Annotated in this window: 19 protein-coding genes; 7 read left to right on the top strand and 12 right to left on the bottom strand. The window is 37.6% G+C overall.

Annotated features, from left to right (window positions below; all coding sequences use genetic code 11):
* Genes P278_RS08345 through P278_RS08315 form a run of 7 tightly spaced genes read right to left on the bottom strand, consistent with a single transcriptional unit; the run spans position 1 to position 4,585 of the window.
* Positions 1–444 carry a molybdenum cofactor biosynthesis protein MoaE gene (locus tag P278_RS08345; protein ID WP_038264892.1) on the bottom strand — a complete coding sequence of 148 codons (444 nt, stop codon included), beginning with the start codon at positions 442–444 and terminating at the stop codon, positions 1–3.
* Positions 431–1,519, bottom strand: coding sequence for a HesA/MoeB/ThiF family protein (gene moeB, locus P278_RS08340; protein ID WP_038264889.1), 1,089 nt, complete (start codon positions 1,517–1,519; stop codon positions 431–433). The genes P278_RS08345 and moeB overlap by 14 nt, the downstream gene beginning before the upstream one ends.
* Positions 1,520–1,529: 10 nt before the next feature.
* A complete protein-coding gene (locus P278_RS08335) occupies positions 1,530–1,760 on the bottom strand; it encodes a MoaD/ThiS family protein (protein ID WP_038264886.1) in 231 nt (76 codons plus the stop codon).
* Positions 1,753–2,328, bottom strand: a complete 576-nt coding sequence (gene mobA, locus P278_RS08330; protein WP_038264884.1) for a molybdenum cofactor guanylyltransferase — start codon at positions 2,326–2,328, stop codon at positions 1,753–1,755. The genes P278_RS08335 and mobA overlap by 8 nt, the downstream gene beginning before the upstream one ends.
* Positions 2,329–3,072 (bottom strand): sulfite exporter TauE/SafE family protein, encoded by a 744-nt coding sequence (locus P278_RS08325; RefSeq protein ID WP_038264881.1) that lies wholly within the window; start codon positions 3,070–3,072, stop codon positions 2,329–2,331.
* On the bottom strand, positions 3,069–3,407 hold the full coding sequence (locus P278_RS08320; protein WP_038264878.1) for a winged helix-turn-helix domain-containing protein: 339 nt from the start codon (positions 3,405–3,407) through the stop codon (positions 3,069–3,071). Before P278_RS08320 ends, P278_RS08325 begins: the two co-directional genes overlap by 4 nt.
* A gap of 2 nt (positions 3,408–3,409) precedes the next feature.
* Positions 3,410–4,585 carry a molybdopterin molybdotransferase MoeA gene (locus tag P278_RS08315; protein WP_038264875.1) on the bottom strand — a complete coding sequence of 392 codons (1,176 nt, stop codon included), beginning with the start codon at positions 4,583–4,585 and terminating at the stop codon, positions 3,410–3,412.
* Between the two features lie 160 nt (positions 4,586–4,745).
* Between P278_RS08315 and P278_RS08310 the strand changes: the two genes are divergently transcribed.
* The 6 genes from P278_RS08310 to dsrP are packed head-to-tail and all read left to right on the top strand — an operon-like array spanning position 4,746 to position 10,998.
* Positions 4,746–4,982 carry a hypothetical protein gene (locus P278_RS08310; RefSeq protein WP_038264858.1) on the top strand — a complete coding sequence of 79 codons (237 nt, stop codon included), beginning with the start codon at positions 4,746–4,748 and terminating at the stop codon, positions 4,980–4,982.
* A 53-nt stretch (positions 4,983–5,035) separates the two neighbouring features.
* On the top strand, positions 5,036–7,318 hold the full coding sequence (locus tag P278_RS08305) for a molybdopterin-dependent oxidoreductase (RefSeq protein WP_235444265.1): 2,283 nt from the start codon (positions 5,036–5,038) through the stop codon (positions 7,316–7,318).
* Between the two features lie 4 nt (positions 7,319–7,322).
* Complete coding sequence (locus P278_RS08300) at positions 7,323–8,015, top strand: nitrate reductase cytochrome c-type subunit (protein WP_038265517.1); 693 nt, start codon at positions 7,323–7,325, stop codon at positions 8,013–8,015.
* Positions 8,005–8,643, top strand: a complete 639-nt coding sequence (locus P278_RS08295) for a cytochrome c3 family protein (RefSeq protein WP_152973914.1) — start codon at positions 8,005–8,007, stop codon at positions 8,641–8,643. Before P278_RS08300 ends, P278_RS08295 begins: the two co-directional genes overlap by 11 nt.
* 23 nt (positions 8,644–8,666) lie before the next feature.
* Entirely contained in the window at positions 8,667–9,749 is a 1,083-nt protein-coding gene (locus P278_RS08290) for a 4Fe-4S dicluster domain-containing protein (RefSeq protein WP_038264848.1), read from the top strand.
* 25 nt (positions 9,750–9,774) lie between these two features.
* Positions 9,775–10,998, top strand: a complete 1,224-nt coding sequence (gene dsrP / locus P278_RS08285; protein WP_038264845.1) for a sulfate reduction electron transfer complex DsrMKJOP subunit DsrP — start codon at positions 9,775–9,777, stop codon at positions 10,996–10,998.
* 17 nt (positions 10,999–11,015) lie between these two features.
* Here the strand turns inward: dsrP and P278_RS08280 are convergent, their stop codons facing one another.
* Both P278_RS08280 and P278_RS08275 read right to left on the bottom strand, forming a co-directional pair.
* Positions 11,016–12,356: a M28 family metallopeptidase gene (locus P278_RS08280; protein ID WP_038264841.1), complete on the bottom strand. Its 1,341-nt coding sequence runs from the start codon at positions 12,354–12,356 to the stop codon at positions 11,016–11,018.
* A 5-nt stretch (positions 12,357–12,361) separates the two neighbouring features.
* Entirely contained in the window at positions 12,362–14,569 is a 2,208-nt protein-coding gene (locus tag P278_RS08275; RefSeq protein WP_038264838.1) for a bifunctional alpha,alpha-trehalose-phosphate synthase (UDP-forming)/trehalose-phosphatase, read from the bottom strand.
* An 81-nt stretch (positions 14,570–14,650) separates the two neighbouring features.
* Between P278_RS08275 and P278_RS08270 the strand changes: the two genes are divergently transcribed.
* Positions 14,651–16,450, top strand: a complete 1,800-nt coding sequence (locus P278_RS08270; RefSeq protein ID WP_038264835.1) for a glycoside hydrolase family 15 protein — start codon at positions 14,651–14,653, stop codon at positions 16,448–16,450.
* Between the two features lie 69 nt (positions 16,451–16,519).
* On the opposite strand, the gene P278_RS08265 is transcribed toward P278_RS08270, so the two are convergent.
* The 3 genes from P278_RS08265 to P278_RS08255 form a co-directional block, all read right to left on the bottom strand.
* Complete coding sequence (locus P278_RS08265; RefSeq protein ID WP_038264831.1) at positions 16,520–18,328, bottom strand: acyl-CoA dehydrogenase family protein; 1,809 nt, start codon at positions 18,326–18,328, stop codon at positions 16,520–16,522.
* An 85-nt stretch (positions 18,329–18,413) separates the two neighbouring features.
* Complete coding sequence (locus P278_RS08260) at positions 18,414–19,598, bottom strand: acetyl-CoA C-acyltransferase (RefSeq protein ID WP_038264828.1); 1,185 nt, start codon at positions 19,596–19,598, stop codon at positions 18,414–18,416.
* Between the two features lie 66 nt (positions 19,599–19,664).
* A complete protein-coding gene (locus P278_RS08255) occupies positions 19,665–22,070 on the bottom strand; it encodes a 3-hydroxyacyl-CoA dehydrogenase/enoyl-CoA hydratase family protein (protein WP_038265514.1) in 2,406 nt (801 codons plus the stop codon).
* Between the last annotated feature and the right edge of the window lie 56 nt (positions 22,071–22,126).

Below are 22,126 nucleotides of genomic sequence, written 5' to 3'. Positions count from 1 at the left end.
TTAACTATTTACTTTCCACTGATGGCTTTCATCTTCAAAAATTTCCTTACCAAATATGGGTGCTTTGGCTTTAATTTCTTCTACCAAGAACTCGATGGCTTTAAATACCACTTTTCTTCTGGGAGCTGATACAAAAACGAAAAGACATATTTCACCGGTTTTTACTATGCCTAAACTGTGGTAGATATGCATACAGGTTAAATCGAATTTTTCAAAGGCTGCTTCACGTATTTCATGAAACTTATCGTTAGCCATTTCTTCATAAGCGGTATATTCAATGGCGGAAACAATTTTTCCATTTATATTATCCGCACGAACCTGACCCAAAAATATGTTATGAGCCCCAATACTGGTTTTGGATTGGTGTTTGGCTATAGCGTTTGCGATAAACTCAGAACTAATAGCTCCATCAATGAATACTTTTTTAGGTTTATGCGTTTTCATGTTGCATGTTTTTTAATTGTTGTAATAGTTCATTAGCTCCTTCTTTTAGAGAGTAGCAAAGACTTTTATGATGATTTTTTGCAATGGCTAAAGCTTTTTTGCTTCGAATGCCTGACTGACAAAAGAAAATTTTTTGTCTGTTTTCCGATATTTTATGGAGCTGATCTGATAGGCTACTTAGTGGAATCTGTATGATATTTGTTCCTGTTAATTTTGGTTCTTCATGTAGTTCACGAACATCGATGAATTGAACTTCGCTAAAGGAAGTGATTTCCTGAAGAGATACAATCATATCTGTATCACAAGTTATAGATAATTCTTTCTGTTCAAATCTCGGCTTTTCATTTAACACCTTCTCAAACTGTTCCATGGATTTGTTAACATTTAAGATTGTAGTTTGGTTGTCAAGAGCGTTGAAACATAATAGTTTGCCACTTAGTTGTTCACCTATTCCCAGAATAATTTTAAGGACTTCATTGGCCTGTAAGGTACCAATGATTCCCGGTAATACTCCGAGCACTCCAATTTCAGAGCAATTGGGAACACTGCCGCTTGGTGGTGGGCTAGGGAAGAGGCATCGATAGCTAGGTCCGCCATTATGATTGAAAACGGCAACTTGACCCTCAAATTTAAAAATCGCACCATATACCAATGGTTTTTCGCTAATAATACAGGCGTCATTCACCAGATATCGAGTTTCGAAATTATCACTACCATCAACAATGATATCATATTGGTTAAATAGCGTAACCGCATTTTGATAGGTCAGAGGTTCTGAATATGTATTAATCGTTATCAGGTCGTTGAGGTCTTTCAATCGCTCTTTTGCGGCAATCGCTTTGTTTATGCCAAGAGTCTTTTTCCCGTAAAGGATCTGACGTTGTAAATTTGTTTCATCAACAACATCAAAATCAATTATTCCTAGTGTGCCTACACCAGCGGCAGCTAGATATTGTAATATAGGACAACCTAAGCCACCTGCACCTATGACTAAAACTCTGGCGTTGTTTATTTTATTTTGCCCTGCTTCTCCAATTTCCGAGAGAATAATATGTCTGTTATATCTGTTGTTCATTCATTTTATTTTATCCACCTGCAAAAGGTGGTAGTAAAGCAATTAAATCAGCATTAACTTTGGCAGTAAGATCTACAATGTCATTATTTTGAGCCACCTGAAAGTTAAGTGATTTTAAACCAGGATGCTTCGTCACGATTAGTTTCAACAATTCTTCAACTGTGGTTCCTGAAAACGCTAATTGTTCCTCAGAACAATGAGTTATTTCGGTAAGCATGCCAAAATATTTTACCTTAATCATGATTCCTGATTTTAACTAATTCTTCTTTTGTATTCACGTTGGTTAAATTTTTCCAATATTTCTTATCTAATTCAATGGTTCTAACTTTTAAATCATTTAAAACAAATTGTAATTTTCGCTCTCCCTTTTTTAATTGCTCATACATAATAGGTGCACAAGAATTACGATATAAAGCAACTAATGGCATTTTACGGCTATCAACCTGAAATTGAATTACATCAGAATCATCTTCGCGATCGATTAGTAATTTTAATATACTTGTTGTTATTAGAGGTACATCACAGCTTACCACCAAAGAGAAAGCTGTATTTGACTTCTGTAATCCTGTATAAATAGCACCTACCGGACCAGCATCAGGAAAAAGGTCTTCATGCCGGTTTATTTTAAATACATCATGAGAGGTATGATTACTAATTAAAAGAATTGAATTTACAATTGGTGACATCGCTTTTTTAATATGGCTGATAAAAGTTTCGTTATTAAGTTTTATCAATCCCTTATCAAAGCCCATTCTGGTACTTCGACCACCTGCAAGAATCACACCTGTTATGTTGTTTTTGTAAATCATCTATATTAAAAATAACTTAATGGATGCTAATGCAAGTACAAAGGCCAAAAGGAACCTTAAGTTGTTGTTGCTTAGTTTTTTGCTTCCGAAGTAACCTCCGAGAAATCCACCTATGATAGCAATACCGACTAATACAAATGACTGAAAGTCTAAAGTTACCCCTGTACTGACCTGACCTATCAGACCTGCCGCAGAATTCACCCATATAAATAGTGCTGAGACAGCTGCTGCCTCCTTCATTTTACCCCAATGCAATATTAAAATAACGGGACTTAATATAATGCCACCTCCAATGCCAATCAGACCGGAAAAGAACCCAATGGCACCACCAACGATGAGTCCTTGCCATATTTTAACTTCTTTGATTTCATCGCGCTCCTTACCAAACACATTCAGCATTTTGAGGATGGCGAAAATTAGTAATATTCCGAGGATTTTTTTATAGAGAGCTGGATCCAGGTCTATGGTTCCACCAATAAAGGCAAAGGGGATAGAAGCGAATGCGAATGAAAAGAACAGTTTTTTATTAAAATATCCTTCTTTATAGTAATAATAGAAAGCAATTCCAGCCACAAAAAGGTTTAATAATAAGGCTGTTGGTTTCATGGTTTCGGGGGCAAAAGAAAACAATGCCATAAGTGCTAAATACCCACTTGCTCCACCGTGTCCAACTGTAGCATATAAAAAGGAAATTACCGGAAGTAACATCAAAAAGGGCCATATCAGAATTAGATTCTCTATCATAGATCTTTAATATTTTTAGTTTGGTTATCTAAAAATTTCCAGCATTTTTTATTAATGTCATCAAAAGCATTCACCAGTGCTGTTCCATATGGTGTTACAGTGGCACCTCCTCCATTTTTCCCTCCAATAGCGGTCTCTACCAAAGGTTGTTTAGCAGCCTTATTCATGGCATCGACCAGATCCCAGGCTTTTTTATAGGACATATCTAATGATCGGGCTCCCTTGGATAAAGATCCGCATTTGTTTATAGCTTTTAGAAGCTCAACCCGACCATGCCCTAAAAGAACCTGATCATCCACTTCTATCCATATTCTGCTTTTAATTTTATAATTCATAATTATTCGGGTAAAAGAATAACTTCCACGGTGTCTCCCAAATTAATTTCATTAACTTCTTCAGGGACATAAACCAGGGCATTTGCCACTGCAAAAGTTTGTAACATAGCTGAACTTTGTCCTTCCAGAATTGTAACGGTCTTTTCGTTTAAGATCGATTTTAAAAATTGTGGCCTGTCACCCTTTTTTATAAATTCAGACACGGAAGGAGCAACTGTTTTTTCTAAGTGGTAATTTTTGTTACCAGATTGTAACTCTAGACAAGTCCGGACATAAATGTAAAAGCAACTTAAAGCTGCTGCCGGATTGCCCGGTAATGCAAAAATGTTAGATTGATTCTTTTTTCCAAAGTAAAGCGGCTTTCCTGGTTTTTGTTTTACTTTATAAAATAGTTCTTTGACCTCTAATTCTTTTAAGGTCTTGCCTACAAAATCGTAATCCCCAACCGAAATACCTCCTGTGATGATAATGAGGTCGTAATTATTTATTAAGGATTCCAGCAGTTTTAAAGTCTTTATATAATCATCTTTTACTTTATATATTTCGACATCGTTAAAATGAAGAAGATTCAATGCGCTATGGAGCATAGCCGTATTGCTTTCATAAATTTTCCCATAACTTAATGGTTGTCCGGGTTCTATCAGCTCATCCCCAGTACTTACTATTGCAATGCCAGGCTTTTTGTGTACTTGAACTTTAGTGATTCCTAATGAGTATAAAAACCCTATGGCAGCTGGAGTTAGAAGCGTTCCTTTTGTTAATGCTGTTGCCCCTTTTTGAATTTGTTCTCCTGCCGGACGAATATTCTCCATTATTGAAACAGAATTCAATAAAATAATATCGTCCTTGTTTTCAGATACTTTTTCTTGCATGATTACTGCATTCGCTGTATCAGGAACTGCTGCACCGGTAAAAATCCTTACGGCTTCACCCGGTTGTAATTGAAAGGATTTTTCATCCCCTGCTTTCATCTCGCCCACCACTTTGTAATTTTTCGAGTCGTGAATGTTCAGGGCATATCCGTCCATGGCCGATTGAGGAAATGGCGGCATATGTATTGGAGCTATAACATCTTCTGCTAAATAATAAGAAACTGCTTCTTTTACACTTTTCCATACAGAGGGAAGGGCCTCACTGTTTTCTGCAACTCGCTGATATGCTTCGGAAATTGAAATCATTGAATAAATAGTTTTTAAAGGGGGAAGGTTGAACTAAATATCGTTATTTATCATCAAATATAGCGAATTTAAAAAAAATGATTTTGTGATAAATATCATCTTTTAACGTCATTAATTTTTTGTAATTTGTATGTGAATCAAACAAAACGACCAACCTAGCATGCCGATTATAAGTTATTTAGCGCACCCTTACAAAGGTAAAAAGGACAATTTAGTCCAAGAAATATTACGTGTTAAAGGATGTGAAGTTATTCCTGCCCAAAATGAAGAGTTACTTATTGTGGTAACCGAAACTTCAAGTAAACAAGAAGAAGAAATATTAAAAGCAAAACTGGATGCTATTCCCAGTATGAAATTATTAACTATGGTTTCTGGCTTTGAAACACCAATTGATTAAAATTCAGGCATATGTATACCTCTTTATCAAATAGAAGAAGCTTTCTCAAAAAAATGGCTGTATTATCTGCGATGACAGCTGCAGCAACAATGTTTCCCGGTATTTTGTTTGCCGAAGAACAAGAGGAAGGGCTTCCTAAGGGAAATTTGGATTGGAAAAAAGCACCATGTCGGTTCTGCGGTGTTGGATGCGGGGTTTTAGTTGGGGTGGAAAATGGGAAGGCGGTAGCCGTTAAAGGTGACCCTAAGTCTCCTGTTAATAAAGGGTTATGTTGTGTGAAGGGATATCATTCCGTGATGGCTTTGTATGGTAAGGATAGGTTAACCAAACCGCTGGTGAAGAAGAATGGACGTTATGTAGAAACATCCATGGATGAGGCTTTGGACCTTATAGCATCTAAAATGAAGGAAACGATTAATGACTATGGTAAGGATGCTGTTTCAATTTATGGTTCCGGACAATGGACTATTCCTGATGGATATGTTGCATCAAAACTTTTTAAGGGATGTATAGGGACCAATAATGTTGAGGCTAACGCCCGTTTATGTATGGCAAGTGCAGTTACCGGGTTTATGACTTCATTCGGGATTGATGAGCCCATGGGATGTTATGACGATATAGATCATGCGGATGTCTTTATCATGTGGGGTAATAACATGGCAGAAATGCACCCCGTATTGTTTTCCAGGCTTTTAGACCAACGAATGAGGCGAGGTGTTAAAATAATTGATTTTGCAACACGTACCACAAGAACAAGCATGGCAGCTGATAAATCTATTTTATTTTTACCTCAAACGGATTTAGCCGTAGCCAATGCCATTTGTTATGAGATTATTGCCAACGGGTGGGTTCATAAGGAATTTGTTGCCAAACACTGTAATATAAATAAGGGGTTAACTAATATAGGTTACGGACTAGAGGATAATTTTAGTTTTAAGGATCAACCTGAAAAAATTGATTTTGAAGCATACAAGAAATTTCTGGAAGATTATACTCCGGAAAAAGTAGAGAAATATTCGGGTGTTTCTGCAAAAGACATTAAATATCTGGCCTCGTTTTATGGAGATCCAAATAAAAAAGTGATGTCTTTATGGTGCATGGGGATGAATCAACACACAAGAGGTACCTGGATTAATAATCTTGTCTATAATATTCATTTACTGACCGGGAAAATTTCCACTCCAGGAAATAGCCCTTTCTCCCTAACAGGACAACCAAGTGCTTGCGGAACAGTAAGAGAAGTGGGAACTTTAACACATAAGCTTCCACATGGGGTTGTAACTAATAAAGAGCATCGAGAGTTCGCCGCTAAAATATGGGATGTGCCTGTAGAAAATATTCCAGCCAAACCAACATATCATACGGTTGAAATGTTCAGGGCATTAGATAGGGGAGATATTCGATTCATGTGGATACAGGTAACCAACCCTATGGTAACAATGCCAAAGTTGAAGCGCTATAGAGATGGAGCAAAGAAAGAAGGTCGGTTTATTGTTGTTTCAGATGTGTATCCAACCCCAACAACGGACATTGCAGATGTAATACTCCCCTCAGCGATGTGGATTGAACGGGAAGGGATGTATGGTAATTCTGAACGAAGGACCCAATATTTTGAACAAATGGTAGCCCCTCCCGGTGAAGCCATGAGCGACACCTGGCAAATTGTTGAGGTGGCAAAACGGATGGGATATGAAAAACAATTCTACTACAAAAAGGAAAGTCATATTGAGGAGATATATACAGAGTATCGTAAACATCACGCCAATAAAAAGCATAATATGGCTCCTCTGGCTGTATTAAAAGAAAATCCGGGGATGCAGTGGCCTTATGTAGAAGGGAAGCCTACTAAATGGCGTTTTAATGCTACTTATGATCCTGCATGCTCAAATAATGAGGCGTTTCATTTTTATGGTAAACCTGATGGTAAAGCGGTAATCTGGCAACGCCCATATGAACCAGCACCTGAAGAACCTGATCAGGAATATCCATTTTGGTTAAATACCGGACGGGTAGTTGAACACTGGCATACGGGTTCCATGACCAGAAGAATACCTGTACTTCATAAGGCCATGCCTCATGCATATGTTGAGTTAAACCCTGATGATGCCGAGCGAATGCAAATTAAAAATGGCGATAAAGTAAGACTCACAACCCGGAGAGGTGAAATTATTTTGCCTGCTTCCATTAAGCAGCGTGGAATTCCGGCTCCTATGCAGGTTTTTGTTCCGTTTTTTGATGAATCCATGCTCATTAATGATATTACATTAGATTCTTTTTGTCCGATTTCTAAAGAGCCTGATTACAAGAAATGTGCTGTAAGAGTTGAAAAAGCTTAAGGTTATGAGAAAACGAATAGGTATCATATCAATTTTTATTCTTCTTTTCTCAGCTTTTTTAGTCGTATGGAATCATAGCTATCAGGAAGGGTTGAAGGAAGCCTACATACCTTTAGATGCTAACAGAGTAACTCCGATTATCCCGTCAGAGAGCGGAGTTTTTCAGCGTTCTGAATATGCACTTGATTATGCCCAAATGCCGATTGACGAAAATCATCAGCGATCATTAAGTACATACTATAATAACAGAGCCTATCAGGGAGCTCCCCCAAGTATACCACACCCGGTAAAAAACGAGTTTAGTTACGGTGAAAATACTTGTTTGCAATGCCATCAAAATGGAGGTTTTGTTCAAAAGTTTAATGCCTATGCTCCTGTTACACCACATCCCGAAATGGTGAATTGCCGTCAGTGTCATGTTTCTCAGCAAACAACCATTTTATTTAAGGAAACTGATTTTGTTAAACTATTTCCACCATCAGTTGGAGTAAATAATGCTTTGGAAGGAAGTCCACCAATTATACCGCATCAAATTCAAATGAGAGAAAATTGTTTGGCTTGTCATGCTGGTCCTGCTGCTCCAAAGGAAATAAGGGTTACTCATCCTGAACGTGTTAATTGTAGGCAGTGTCATGTGTTAAATAATAATGAGACCGAAGCCATAGGTATCTTTATAAGAAATAATGATGAAGAGTAATTTAAATTATATAATCAGTTTACTAGGTGTACTTTTTTTAGGTATGCAATTTCAGTCTTGTAAGCATAAGGAGGGTGAATACCATAGTATAAATGATAAGATTGAATCAGAGAGTAAAAATTATCATGGTACAACTTTGTCATCAGAAGCGTTTCTAGGTGACATAAAAACCGTTGAAGTTACGGAGGGAGCCCATTCTTTTTTAATTCCAGAGCGAAAATCACACATAAAGTCTTATGCCTGCACAGAATGCCATTCCAAGCCCCTGAACCAAATGCAGGGAGCAGATTCCGAGGAATATCAAAAAGCTCATTGGGATGTAAAAATGATTCATGCAAGGGAGCTAACAATGAACTGTATTACTTGTCATGATGGAAATAATATGAATGAACTTAAAAGTCTAACGGGGGCCAGTATTGATTTTAATAAAAGTTATCAATTGTGCAGTCAGTGTCATAGTAATCAATTTCAGGATTGGAAAGGAGGAGCGCATGGTAAACGTATTGGAGGCTGGGCACCACCAAGAGTTTCGATGACATGTGTTAATTGTCATAATCCACATCAACCGGCAATTCAACCTAAATGGCCAGCAAGGTTCAATACCCAAAAGGTCTTAGAAAGGAAGTAGTTGAATAAGAAAAACATTAAGGTATGAGTGATAAAAAATGGTTTTCATTAAATATCGGAAAGAAACATAAAGCCTCTTCGAAATGTGGTTGCGGTAATGCATCTGGTAGCTGTAACTCTCATGATTCAGGAGGTAATGCCGGTATTGGAGAGGAACGAGTAAAAGATGGTTTTGAGCAGGTTTTTGATGTGAAGATGGACAGAAGATCCGCCTTCAGGAAGTTAACTGCCAGTTTAATGATTGGAGCGGGAGCAGTTAGTACTTCTTGTAGTATGGTAGCAGGGGATGAAGCCAAGGAAAAAGCACAAATAGATTGGGAGGAGCAATTTAAAGGTAATTACAAATTGATGACTGATGATGAAAAAAAGGCAACCGTTGACAGATTAGTTCGATCTTATCAATTGCGAACCGGAAAAAATATTAAAATGTCATCTAAAGATGCGCAGGAAGGTGTACTATTCGGGTATGCTTTTAATATTTCAAAATGTCAAGGATATATGGATTGTGTTACGGCCTGTGTAAAAGAGAATAATCAAGATCGTAATTCGCAAATGGAATATATACGCATTCATGAGATGAAAGATGGAAAAGGATTGGATTTTGGAGAAGCAGACGACAATTATTATCACGAAGTTCCTGCCGAAGGACATTTTTATTTAGGTACTCAGTGTTTTCATTGTGACAATCCCCCTTGTGTTGATGTATGTCCGGTACAGGCCACATGGCGTGAAGACGATGGCCTCGTGGTAGTAGATTATGACTGGTGTGTGGGGTGTAGATATTGTATGGCAGCTTGTCCTTATGATGGTAGAAGATTTAATTGGAGTACCCCTGAGGTACCGGAAGAAGAAATTAATAAGAATCAACATTATTTAGGGAACAGACTGCGTAAAAAAGGAGTGATGGAGAAATGTACATTTTGTGTACAACGGTCAAGATCGGGTCAAAATCCTGCTTGTGTTGAGGCTTGTCCGACCGGAGCCAGAATTTTTGGCAATCTATTGGACCCTAACAGTACGATTAGGTGGGTATTAGAAAATAAGAAAGTATTTCGATTAAAGGAAGACCTGGGAACAGAGCCCAAGTTTTGGTATTTCATGGACTAGTTATAAATTATAAGTTGAATCTGTAATGAGAAGGCTCAAAGTATTTAAAAGCTTAGTGGTTGACAGTATGCGTGTCATAACGCATGGCTCTAAAAATTATCATATCTGGATGGGGTTACTATCCTTTATAATGTTGATAGGAATGTATTGTTACTCCATTCAATTAGACCAGGGGTTAAGTGTAACAGGAATGACAGACAGAGTGAGCTGGGGACTTTATATTTCAAATTTCACCTTTCTGGTTGGAGTTGCAGCTGCAGCGGTGATGTTGGTAATGCCAACCTATGTTTTAAAAGATATAGATTTTAAACAGGCGGTGTTAATTGGAGAAGGACTTGCTGTAGCCGCTTTAATTATGTGCCTTGCCTTCGTAATTGCAGACATGGGCGGTCCGTCTGTACTATGGCATATGATCCCGGGCATCGGGGTATTTAATTTCCCTAGTTCGATGTTGACCTGGGATGTTATTGTCTTAAATGGGTATTTATTCCTAAATATTAGTATACCATTTTATATTTTGTTTCGTCATTACCAGGGGAGGGAGGCAAAGCATAGTGTATATCTACCAGGAGCCTTAATCTCTGTGTTTTGGGCCGTTGGGATTCATCTGGTAACGGCCTTTTTGTATCAAGGACTTCAGGCCCGACCTTTTTGGAACAATGCCTTATTGGGGCCTCGGTTTTTAGCTTCAGCATTTGCTGCCGGTCCGGCTTTAATTATTTTGGTATTAGCTATCATCAGGAATTCAACAGCATTTAAGATCGAAGATAAGACCATAAAAAAGATTGCTATGGTGGTTACGGTAGCGGCTCAGGTAAATCTCATTATGCTTATTTCTGAATTATTCAAGGAATTTTATGCGCCGACACATCATAGTGAAAGTGCTTATTATTTATTTTTCGGATTGCATGGAAAGAGCGCATTGATACCCTGGATTTGGACTGCAATTACATTGAATGTTACCGCGACGGTTATTCTTACCTTCCATAAGTTAAGAAATAATCTTAGGGTACTTTATTTTGCATGTGTTCTTCTTTTTATCGGAATTTGGATTGAAAAAGGTTTTGGATTAATTGTACCCGGATTTATACCCGGGCCTTATGGTAAAATAGCGGAATATACACCTACTCTTATAGAGATAGGTGTAACTATTGGAATTTGGGCATTAGGGGCTTTTTTATTTACAATTCTGGCAAAAACGGCCATTAATATAGAACTTGGGAAATTAAGGTATAAGGGCGATAATTAGCTCAATAAGAGATTCGGTTATCGCAGGATTCCGGAAGGAAAGGTGACGATACTTTCATGTCCGTTTTTACTAACTGTTGCTACCCCAAAAAGGAAGTTGTCTATTACAATGCCTTCAAGTTTAAATTCGTTTATGTTCCCCACGAATCTACTATGGTCCCAAGTTGGTGAGGTGGTATCTCTCCAATAAATTTTATAACCTAAAATGTCTTCATCTTCTGTTGGCGGACTCCATTTTAACTTTACCGAAGGTTCAACGATACCACCGATATGCACATTAAGAGGGGCAGGAGGAGCCCAGGCTAAGCTCGCCAGGTTAATTGCATTTACTGCTGTTAATTTTTCAGCATAGCTAAAATTTACTCCTTCTATAACATCTCCATATTGAATTCCATTTTCAGATCTTATATCCTGATGTTGTCTATTGTAGTTTTCATGGGCTTCCATAATTCTTATACCAGCAAACCCCATATCGTTAAATGGTCTGTGATGTCCACCTCTTCCAAATCGATCGAGTCTATATATGATCATCGGATTCATTTCCGGCATGTAGTGTTTGGTGGTTTTATGTATATATCGCGCAAGTTGTCGCGATATACCGTCTACCTCTCCTCCATAAAATCTTCTCATATTTCGTTCCCGTTCGGTTTCTGTAGGAGGTATGGGTTCCGAAAAAATTCTGAAGGTTCTGTTGTCAATTACACCATCAACTCCTTCGATGTTTCCTATCATATCATTATTTAACACCCCTATAATTTCCCAATTGTTTGATTTGGCATATTCCGCGAGACCTTTACCCCCAAAAAGACCTTGTTCTTCTCCGGAAAGACCTACATAGATGATGCTACTGTCGAATTGATACTTTGATAAAACACGTGCTGCTTCAAGAGTCCCTGCCATACCCGATGCATTATCGTTGGCACCGGGAGCATCAGAAGTATAATTATTAGGGTCCGAAACACGGGAATCAATATCACCACTCATAATTACATATCTGTCAGGATATTTAGTGCCTCGTTGTATGGCAACTACATTAACCACCCAGACATCATGAACAATTCGGCTGTTAGTTCCTTGTTTTATAAAGTTTTTTTGGTAAAAAACTTCAAGACAACCTTTACAGTCTGAGGATATTTTGTCAAAAGCTGACTTTATCCATCGTCGTGCAGCCCCAATACCTCTGCTATCTGAAACAGTATCACTCAGGGTATGTCTGGTGCCAAAGTTTGCTAATTTGGTGATATCATGTTTTAGGTTTTCTGCAGAAACGGCATCAACGATATCGTAGATTTTGGTATCTGTTTGGGCGTAATGTGTTAAAGAAAAAAGTAAAGTAATTAAAGTAAGTTGCTTTTTCATTCAGGTTAGTCTATTAATTGATTAAGAAGGGTTCGTACTTCATCGGTGTCTTTCAGGTAGTATTTAGCTTTGGTTTTTTTGAAGCCGACTTTAATGGTATTGGCATCCTTCGGCAATTCCTCAAACATATATTCATCGGTCCAGTCATCACCAATAGCCATGATGAAGTCGTAGCCATTATCAGTTAAGAATCGATTTGCTGCTCTTCCTTTATTGACATTACTGCTTTTAATTTCAACCACCTTATTACCTTCCAATACAGAAAGCTCATCGTTTGCAATTAAACTGGTTAAAACAGTGTTTAACTCTACAGTTCTTCTTTGGGCCAACTCAGGGTCAGCTTTTCGATAATGCCATGCAAGGGAGTAGTTTTTCTTTTCTATAAAAGTTCCCGGTGTGCGGTCAACAAATGTTTCCAGAATTGGAAGAATTTTGCCCATCCATTCTTTTTTAATACGTTCCAAAGGTTCCCAATCTTTATGAGCATGTTTTAACCAGACGCCATGATCTGTAATTAGATTAAATCCTTTTTCACCGAGCCATTTGCTTAAAGTTTCTCTATCACGACCACTGATTATAACAATGTCTGTATTTTCTTTTGCATTAAGATCGTGGAGTAAGGTTAAAAGTTCATTATCCGGATAGGCTTCCTGAGGGTTGTTTTTAAATCCAACCAAGGTGCCATCGTAATCTAAAAGCAGTAGTCTTCTTTTTGCATCATTAAATCTCGAAATGAGTTTGGTTTTTAAACCATTACCAAGTTTTTTAGCAACAATGGCTTCTCTAATAGTTTTTGTGGCATCTAAAGATTTGAAAAACTCTTCAGCCCATTTTTCGACACTATAACGAGCCAATCTTTTTTGTAAAATATGATTTCTCGATTTTTGCTCTTCAACAGGCATTTCAATGGCTTTTTTTATTGCGTCAGCAATTTCTTCATAACTCGTGGGGTTAATAAGGATAGCTTCGCTCATTTCTATCGATGCTCCAGCCATTTCACTTAAGATTAATACTCCATCATTATTAACTCTTGTTGCGATATATTCCTTTGCAACGAGGTTCATTCCATCCCGTAAAGGTGTAATGAGGGCTACATCTGCTGAGGTGTATAAATCTATAAGGTTGTCAAAAGGCATCGATCGGTAAAAATACCAAATGGGGGTCCAGCTAACGGTAGCAAATTTTCCATTTATCCTTCCGACCAATTCATCAGTTTCTCTTTTTAACTTTTGGTAGGTATCTACATTCGAACGCGAAGGAACGGCAAGCATAACCAGTCTTACCTTTTCTCTATATTGCGGGTATTTGTCCAAGAAGTATTCAAAAGCTTTAATACGGTTAGGAATACCTTTGGTATAATCTAATCGATCAATAGATAGAATTATTTTAGCGTCAGGAGAAGATTGCATATGATCTTCTAATCTTCGATGTAATTCGGTTTTTTCTACCTGGGTATGTTGCGCATGTTTTAAGGCGGCATTGTGGAACTTTTGATAATCGATCCCCATGGGAAAAGAATCCACTTTTACAATTCTGTCTGAATATGATATTTCGTTAAAGCGAACTTCGAGTTTTAGTAATCGCTTCACAGAACTCAAAAAATGACGTTCATAATCATAGGTATGGAACCCCAGTAAATCTGCTCCTAACATGCCGTGGAGTAATTCTTCACGCCATGGGAATACCCTGAAAATTTCATAGGATGGATATGGGATATGTAAAAAGAAGCCAATTGAGGTATTTGGTTTTTTGTCTTTAATAAGTTTTGGTAACAAGAGAAGTTGATAATCATGGACCCAAACCGTATCTCCATCTTCAACATTAGCTAAAACAACATCTGCAAATTTTTGATTTACTTCTTTATACGACTCCCATTGATTTTTATCAAATTCGGCATACTCCAAAAAGTAATGAAATAAAGGCCATAATGCTTTATTGCTAAATCCGAAATAAAAATCTTCAACATCTTGTTGATTCAGTGGAACGGACACACATTTTTCTTTGGATACTGCTGTCTGTACGTCTTTAGACAACTCAGGCGTAAGTTCTTCATCGGTAATACCTGACCAACCAATCCAAATACCATTACCATCAGCATGAACACTTTTCATTCCGGTAGCAAGACCACCGACACTGGGTTTGATATCTAGTTTATTATTTTCAAGTTTTACTTGTAGAGGAAGTCGGTTGGAAACGATAATTGTTTTATTCATGTACTAATCTTGGTTTACAATTAAGAATTTCCTTAATTTAAAGAAAAATTGGCGGTTAATCACTTATAAAGTAGAAATTTAATGAATAATTTAGATTATGGTATAATTGGAAACTGTAGGAGTGCAGCTTTGATATCTAAATACGGCTCTTTGGATTGGTGTTGTCTTCCCGAGTTTGATTCTTCATCTGTTTTTGCGAAACTACTGGATAATAAAATTGGAGGAAGTTTTGAAATTCTTGTCTCGGATGATTATCATATAGATCAATATTATTTACCTGGCACCAGTATATTGGTGACTAGTTTTAGTAATGGGACGGACGCTTTTGAAGTTAGGGATTTTATGCCCCGTTATAAAAAGGATAGGGGCGGGTATCATTCTCCACCAGAGGTTGTTCGTTATTTTAAACTTGTTTCAGGATCTCCGGTTTTCAGGGTTAAATACGATCCTAAATTGGAATATGCCATCGGCAGAACCAAGTCATATCAAAAATCTAATTTTATAGCCAGCTTAACTTACGATGAGCGTTTTGATACTTTATTCCTTTACACCAATTTCAATAAGAAAAAGGTATTGGAAGGGACAGAAATAAAGCTCAACAGGAATGGCTATTTTTTAATTACCTATCACGAAAAAATATTTGAACCTTCAGTAAGAAGTGTTTATTTGGAGCTAGAACGAACCAAAGTATACTGGTTAAACTGGATTGAGCGGATCCCTCTCTACGATCAATATAGTGATTGGATTGAAAGAAGTGCTATCACCCTTAAATTATTAAGTTATCAAAAGTCCGGAGCTGTATTAGCAGCAGCAACTACTTCTTTGCCTGAAACCATTGGAGAAGTAAGGAATTGGGATTATCGTTTTTGCTGGATTCGAGATGCATCTATGGTGATAAAGGTATCTTCAGAGTTGGGTCATAAAAATATGGTTAAGCGTTTTCTTAGATTTATTATAGACCTAATGCCTGATAAAGATGAGAAGCTGCAGATCATGTATGGTATTAACAGAGAAAAGGAACTTACGGAGAGAACCCTTGACCATCTTAGTGGATATGAAGGGTCGAAACCTGTAAGAATAGGTAATGCAGCTTTCGAACAGCGACAAAATGATATATATGGGATATTGATGGATGTGATTCATCAGCAACTGATGCATTTCAGAACGGATATAGAGCACGATGAGGAATTATGGAGTATAACCAAAGGAATCGTTTGGGTAGTTAATAAACACTGGATGGAACCTGATAAGGGGATATGGGAGTTTAGAACTGAAGAACGTCATTTTACATTTTCGAAGGTATTGTGTTGGGTTGCTATTGAGCGTGCACTGCAGGTAGCCATGTTGCTTAAAAAAGATTCAAAAATTCAAAAATGGGAAATTCTTGAACAACGTATTAGAAATGACATATATGCCAATGCCTGGAATGAAAAAAAGCAAGCTTTTACGCAATCGTATGGTTCGGAAGATCTGGATGCATCTGTTTTATTGATGGAGCCGTATGGCTTTATTGATGCTAAAGATCCAAGATACATTAGCACAGTGAAGGCTATTGGTAAAGAATTAAGCAATGACGGTTTATTGTATCGATATAAAAACAAAGACGATTTTGGCCTGCCAAGTTCATCATTTACCATTTGTACTTTTTGGTATATAAATAGTTTGTTTAAAATTGGCGAGCATGAACATGCCCAAAAATTATTTAATCAATTACTTTCATATAGTAATCATTTAGGCTTATTCAGTGAAGATATTGACTTTAAAACCAAACGCTTACTTGGGAATTTTCCGCAAGCCTATTCACATTTGGCATTGATAGAGACTGCAATGAATTTTTCAAGTTTAACCAAAGATGAACAAACTTTAGAAGATCTTCAATAAAATAAAAAGCCGCTATCAAGCGGCTTTTTTGCTAACAATTAAAATATAAAACCTGCTAATAAGCAGCTTTTAAAAGATATAGGCATTCTCTTCAGATAACTTTTCCGCAACCTGATTTCGCAATGCTACAATATTTGGCATATTGGTGTATTTTGTAAAACGTTTAAGTCCCATCAACATCATTTTTTGCTCATCGCCTTCGGCAAAGGATATAATAGCTTCTTTCCCTTTAGAATTGATTTTTTCTACTGCATTGAATAGATATAATTGAGACATAGCAATTTGATTTTTCTGCGAATCTTCACCAAATCGTTTTGCATTTTTTTCTGTTCTTAAAATAGCAGATTCAGCCATATAAATCTCAATCATTATGTCTGCAGCAGCCATGAGTAATTGCTGATGTTCTTCTAAATCCTGACCGTACTTTTGAACAGCAGCTCCAGCAATCATCAGGAATGCTTTTTTAAGCTTTTTCAGAATTTCTTTTTCTTCAGCAAACAGCTCAGAATAGTCGGGAGTATCAAATGAAGGAATTCCCATTAGCTCATCTTTTACGGCCATCGCCGGACCTAATAAATCTACCTGTCCTTTCATAGCTTTTTTAATGAGCATTCCAACGGTAAGCATTCTATTGATTTCATTGGTACCTTCATATATTCTTGAAATTCTAGCATCACGCCATGCTGATTCCATAGGAGTGTCTGCACTAAAGCCCATTCCTCCAAAAATCTGAATACCTTCATCGGTACATTCCTGAACGTCTTCTGAAACCGCTACTTTAAGAATGGAGCACTCAATGGCATATTCTTCAACCCCTTTCAATTCGGCCTCCTGATGTGAATTTCCTTCTGCTTCACGGATTGCAATACGATCTTCGATATCTTTAGCGGCACGATAACAAGCAGATTCATCAACATAAGCCGCCGTTGCCATATTAGCTAACTTTTGCTTAATGGCTCCAAATTTGGCAATAGGTGTTTTAAATTGTACTCGTTCGTTGGCATATTTAACGGCCTCTGTAATTACTCTTCTCTGGGCATCCAAACAAGCTGCAGCAAGTTTGATTCTACCAATGTTTAGAGCGTTCATCGCAATTTTAAAACCGTTTCCACGTTCAGATAACATGTTTTCAACTGGAACTTTCGTTTCATTAAAAAACACCTGACGGGTAGAGGAGGAGTGAATCCCTAGTTTGTGTTCTTCCTCTCCGAAAGAGATGCCATTTTCAGGATCATTCTCTACTATAAAACCTGTAATATTTTTATCATCTTCAATACGGGCAAAAACAATGAATAAGTTAGCGAAACCAGCATTGGAAATCCACATTTTCTGACCACTGATATTGTAATGTGAACCATCTTCTGAAAGGACGGCTTTGGTTTTCCCTGAATTGGCATCTGATCCGGCTCCCGGTTCCGTGAGGCAATACGCTCCAAACCATTCTCCTGTAGCTAGTTTAGGGACGTATTTTTGTTTTTGTTCTTCTGTTCCGTAGAGGGTTATCGGCATTGTGCCAATACCAGTATGCGCTCCAAAGGCGGTACTAAAAGATCCACTGGTACCAGAAATGTAGTCACAAACTAACATGGTAGAAACGAATCCCATTCCCAGGCCACCATAGGCTTCAGGAACTGAAACCCCTAAAAGTCCTAATTCCCCAGTTTTGCGCATCAATTCTTCAGTAAAGGCGTAATCTTTAGTTTCAAAACGAGGTTTATTTGGCCATATTTCACGATCGACAAATTCAATAACTGAATCCCGCATCATTTTTTGCTCCTCATTAAAATCTTCTGGTGTAAAAACATCTTCAGATTTTGTTTCCTTCACAATATATTCGCCACCGCGAGTTAAATTTTTGTTTATAGATTCTGTGCTCATTTTATTAAAAAGTTTTTAGTTAGAAGATAGTTTTGTTTGTTGAGAACATTAATTTCATTGCTCATTTCGCATATCTCAATACTTATTAATTTAAAAATTCATAAACTCCAGCTGCTCCCTGACCGGTACCTACACACATGGTTACAATACCGTATTTGTTTTTTCTTCTTCTCATTTCATCAAACAATTGTACAGAGAGTTTGGCTCCGGTACATCCTAATGGATGCCCCAAGGAAATTGCGCCACCATTCACGTTAACAATCTCCGGATCCAGACCGAGTTCTCTTATAACAGCTAATGATTGTGAAGCAAAGGCTTCATTCAATTCAATCAGTTCGATATCATTTAATTTAAGTCCTGCCTGATCTATAGCTTTTGGAATGGCTTTTATTGGTCCAATTCCCATTATACGTGGTTCAACCCCCACAGGTGCATAAGAAACTAAACGAGCAATAGGTTCAAGATTTAACTCTTTAACCATTTTTTCACTCATCACTAATACAAAAGCAGCGCCGTCACTCATTTGAGAGGAATTACCCGCTGTTACACTACCTCCTTGAGCGAACACAGGCCTTAACCTGGATAGCGCTTCAACAGATGTATCTGCCCGAGGTCCTTCATCGGTATCAACTGTATAATTTTTAGTAGCTTTTTTATTATTGGCATCGACGTAAACCTGTTCGATATTGATTGGAACAATTTGATCTTTAAATTTACCTTCTTTAATGGCGTTTAGCGCTTTTTGGTGTGAGTTATAGGCGAATTCATCCTGATCGGCTCTGGAAACATTGTACTCATTAGCAACCGCTTCGGCAGTTAACCCCATGCCCCAATAATAGTCTTCGTGTCCTTCTTTGGCTAACTTATAATCCGGTACCGGTTTGTAACCGCCCATTGGGATAAAGCTCATGCTTTCTGCACCTCCTGCAATAATACAATCGGCCATACCTGTCTGTATTTTAGCGGTCGCTATTCCAATTGTCTCTAAGCCTGAGGCACAATATCTATTCACTGTCACTCCCGGAACCTCTTCTGTTTTTAATCCCATTAATGAAATTAATCGTCCTACATTAAGTCCTTGTTCGGCTTCAGGCATTGCATTACCAACGATGACATCATCAATTCTACTTTTATCAAGTTCTGGAACTTTTTCCATCATGTATTGGATGGTTTCCGCAGCTAATTCATCTGGACGTTTAAAACGGAACAAACCTCTCGGAGCTTTTCCTACTGCGGTTCTATATGCTTTTACTATATATGCTGTTTTCATTTTTATAATTTTAGATTCAAGAGAATAGAAAATAGACTTTTTTGTTATAGTTCTTTATGCTGTTTTCTAGTTACGTAAAGGTTTTCCAGTCTTTAACATATGCTGTATACGCTCTAAAGTTTTTCTTTCTGTACAAAGGGATAAGAAAGCTTCACGTTCGATATCTAATAAATATTGCTCTGATACATAACTCGCTTCTGATAGATCACCACCAGCCATTACATAAGCTAATTTGTTTGCGATTTTTTTATCGTGATCAGAAATATAATTACCGGCGTTCATGGAGTCGGTACCCACTAAAAACATTCCCAGAGCTTGTTTACCGAGCACTTTTACATCTGTTCGCTGAATCGGTTTTGTGTATCCTGCTTCAGCTAACAATAGTGCGTGTTTTTTTGCTTCGGCAATTTGCCTGTCTTTATTAACAACCACCACATCTTTACCTTTTTGAAGAATGTTTAGGTCATATGCTTCATAAGCTGAGGTTGAAACTTTAGCCATTCCTATCGTTAGAAAATGTTCTCTCAGTACATTTAATTCAACATCGTCTTTTCTAAAAAGGTCAGAGGCTCTAAGGGTCATTTCTTTTGATCCCCCCCCACCAGGAATTACACCTACACCAAATTCAACGAGTCCGATATAGGTTTCTGCTGCTGCAACAATTTTATCGGCATGTAGCGAGAGCTCACAACCACCACCTAATGTCATTCCGTGTGGGGCAGAAATGGTTGGGATAGAGGAGTATCTCATACGCATCATGGTATCCTGGAACATTTTGATGGCCATATTGAGTTCATCGTATTCTTGTTCAACCGCCATCATGAAGATCATTCCGATATTGGCTCCAACAGAAAAGTTGGCTCCCTGATTACCAACTACCAGTCCCTGAAAATCTTTTTCAGCAAGGTCGATTGCTTTATTAATACCTGCAAGGACATCACCTCCAATGGTATTCATTTTGGATTGAAATTCACAATTCAAAATTCCATCGCCTAGGTCTTCAATAACGACACCACTATTTTTGAAAACCTCGTTAGATTTTCGGATGTTATCCAGAATAATGAAAGCGTCCTGTCCAGGTTTTTTTATGTGCTGTTTCGATGGTATATCGTAATAGTATGTGGCTCCGTCTTTAACAGTGTAGAAGGAAGTATTCCCTCCGGTTATCATTTCCTCTACCCATACAGCTGGTTGATAACCCTCGGCTTTCATCAGTTCTATTCCTTTTTCCACCCCTATGGCATCCCAAATTTCGAATGGTCCATTTTCCCATCCAAAACCAGCTTTCATGGCATCGTCGATACGGTATAATTCATCTGATATTTCGGGGATTCGGTTTTGAACATAGGCGAAAAGGGCAGCAAAATTTTTGCGGTAGAATTCACCGGCTTTGTCTTTTCCTCCAACCAGTACTTTAAATCTGTCAATTGGTTTATCTATCGTTTTGGTGAGTTCTAGGGTAGCAAAAGAAGCTTTTTTCTTTTTGCGGTACTCCAGTGTGTCTAAGTCTAAGGAAAGAATTTCACTTTGACCGTCATCTCCTTTAATTTTTTTGTAAAACCCTTGTCCTGTCTTACTTCCTAACCATTTGTTATCCATCATGGATTGAATAAAGCCAGGTAATTTAAAGAGCTCATGTGCTTCATCTTCCGGACAGTTTTCATAAATCCCATTAGCCACATGTACTAAGGTGTCAAGACCAACTACATCAACCGTACGAAACGTGGCAGATTTAGGTCTTCCAATGACAGGACCAGTTAATTTATCAACTTCTTCTACAGTTAATCCTAATTCTTTTACCTGATGGAATAAACTTTGAATTCCAAAAATACCAATTCGGTTTCCGATAAAAGCAGGAGTGTCTTTGGCTAAGACAGAAGTTTTTCCAAGAAATTTTTCTCCATATTTCATTAGGAACCCGGTAACTTCTTCATTACAATCAGGACCAGGAACAACTTCAAATAATTTTAAATAACGCGGAGGGTTGAAGAAGTGGGTAACAGCAAAATGCTTTTGGAAATCTTCACTTCTTCCTTCATTCATAAAAGCAATGGGAATACCAGAAGTGTTTGAAGTAATCAGGGTTCCAGGCGTTCTATATTGCTCAATTTGTTCAAACACCTTCTTTTTTATGTCTAAACGTTCTACTACAACTTCTATAATCCAGTCTACATCAGCAATTTTCTTTAAGTCATCCTCAAGGTTGCCAGTTTGAATTCTATCGGCAAACTTTTTATGATAAATTGGTGACGGTTTTGACTTAAGTGCATTGGCAAGATTATCATTTACCATTCTGTTTCGTACCGTGGTACTTTCTAATGTTAAACCTTTTGCTATTTCCTTTTCATTAAGTTCACGGGGAACAATATCTAATAACAAAACCTCAACGCCAATGTTGGCAAAGTGACATGCAATTCCACTCCCCATTATTCCGGAGCCAATTACAGCAACTTTATTAATTCTTCGTGTCATGTTTTCGTTTTTATAGTTTAAAGATGACAAGGCCATTATATCTTAATTATGATGTA

The sequence above is a fragment of the Zhouia amylolytica AD3 genome, from assembly GCF_000511935.2.
Lineage (GTDB): Bacteria > Bacteroidota > Bacteroidia > Flavobacteriales > Flavobacteriaceae > Zhouia > Zhouia amylolytica.
This window is presented reverse-complemented; position numbering and strand designations above follow the sequence as displayed.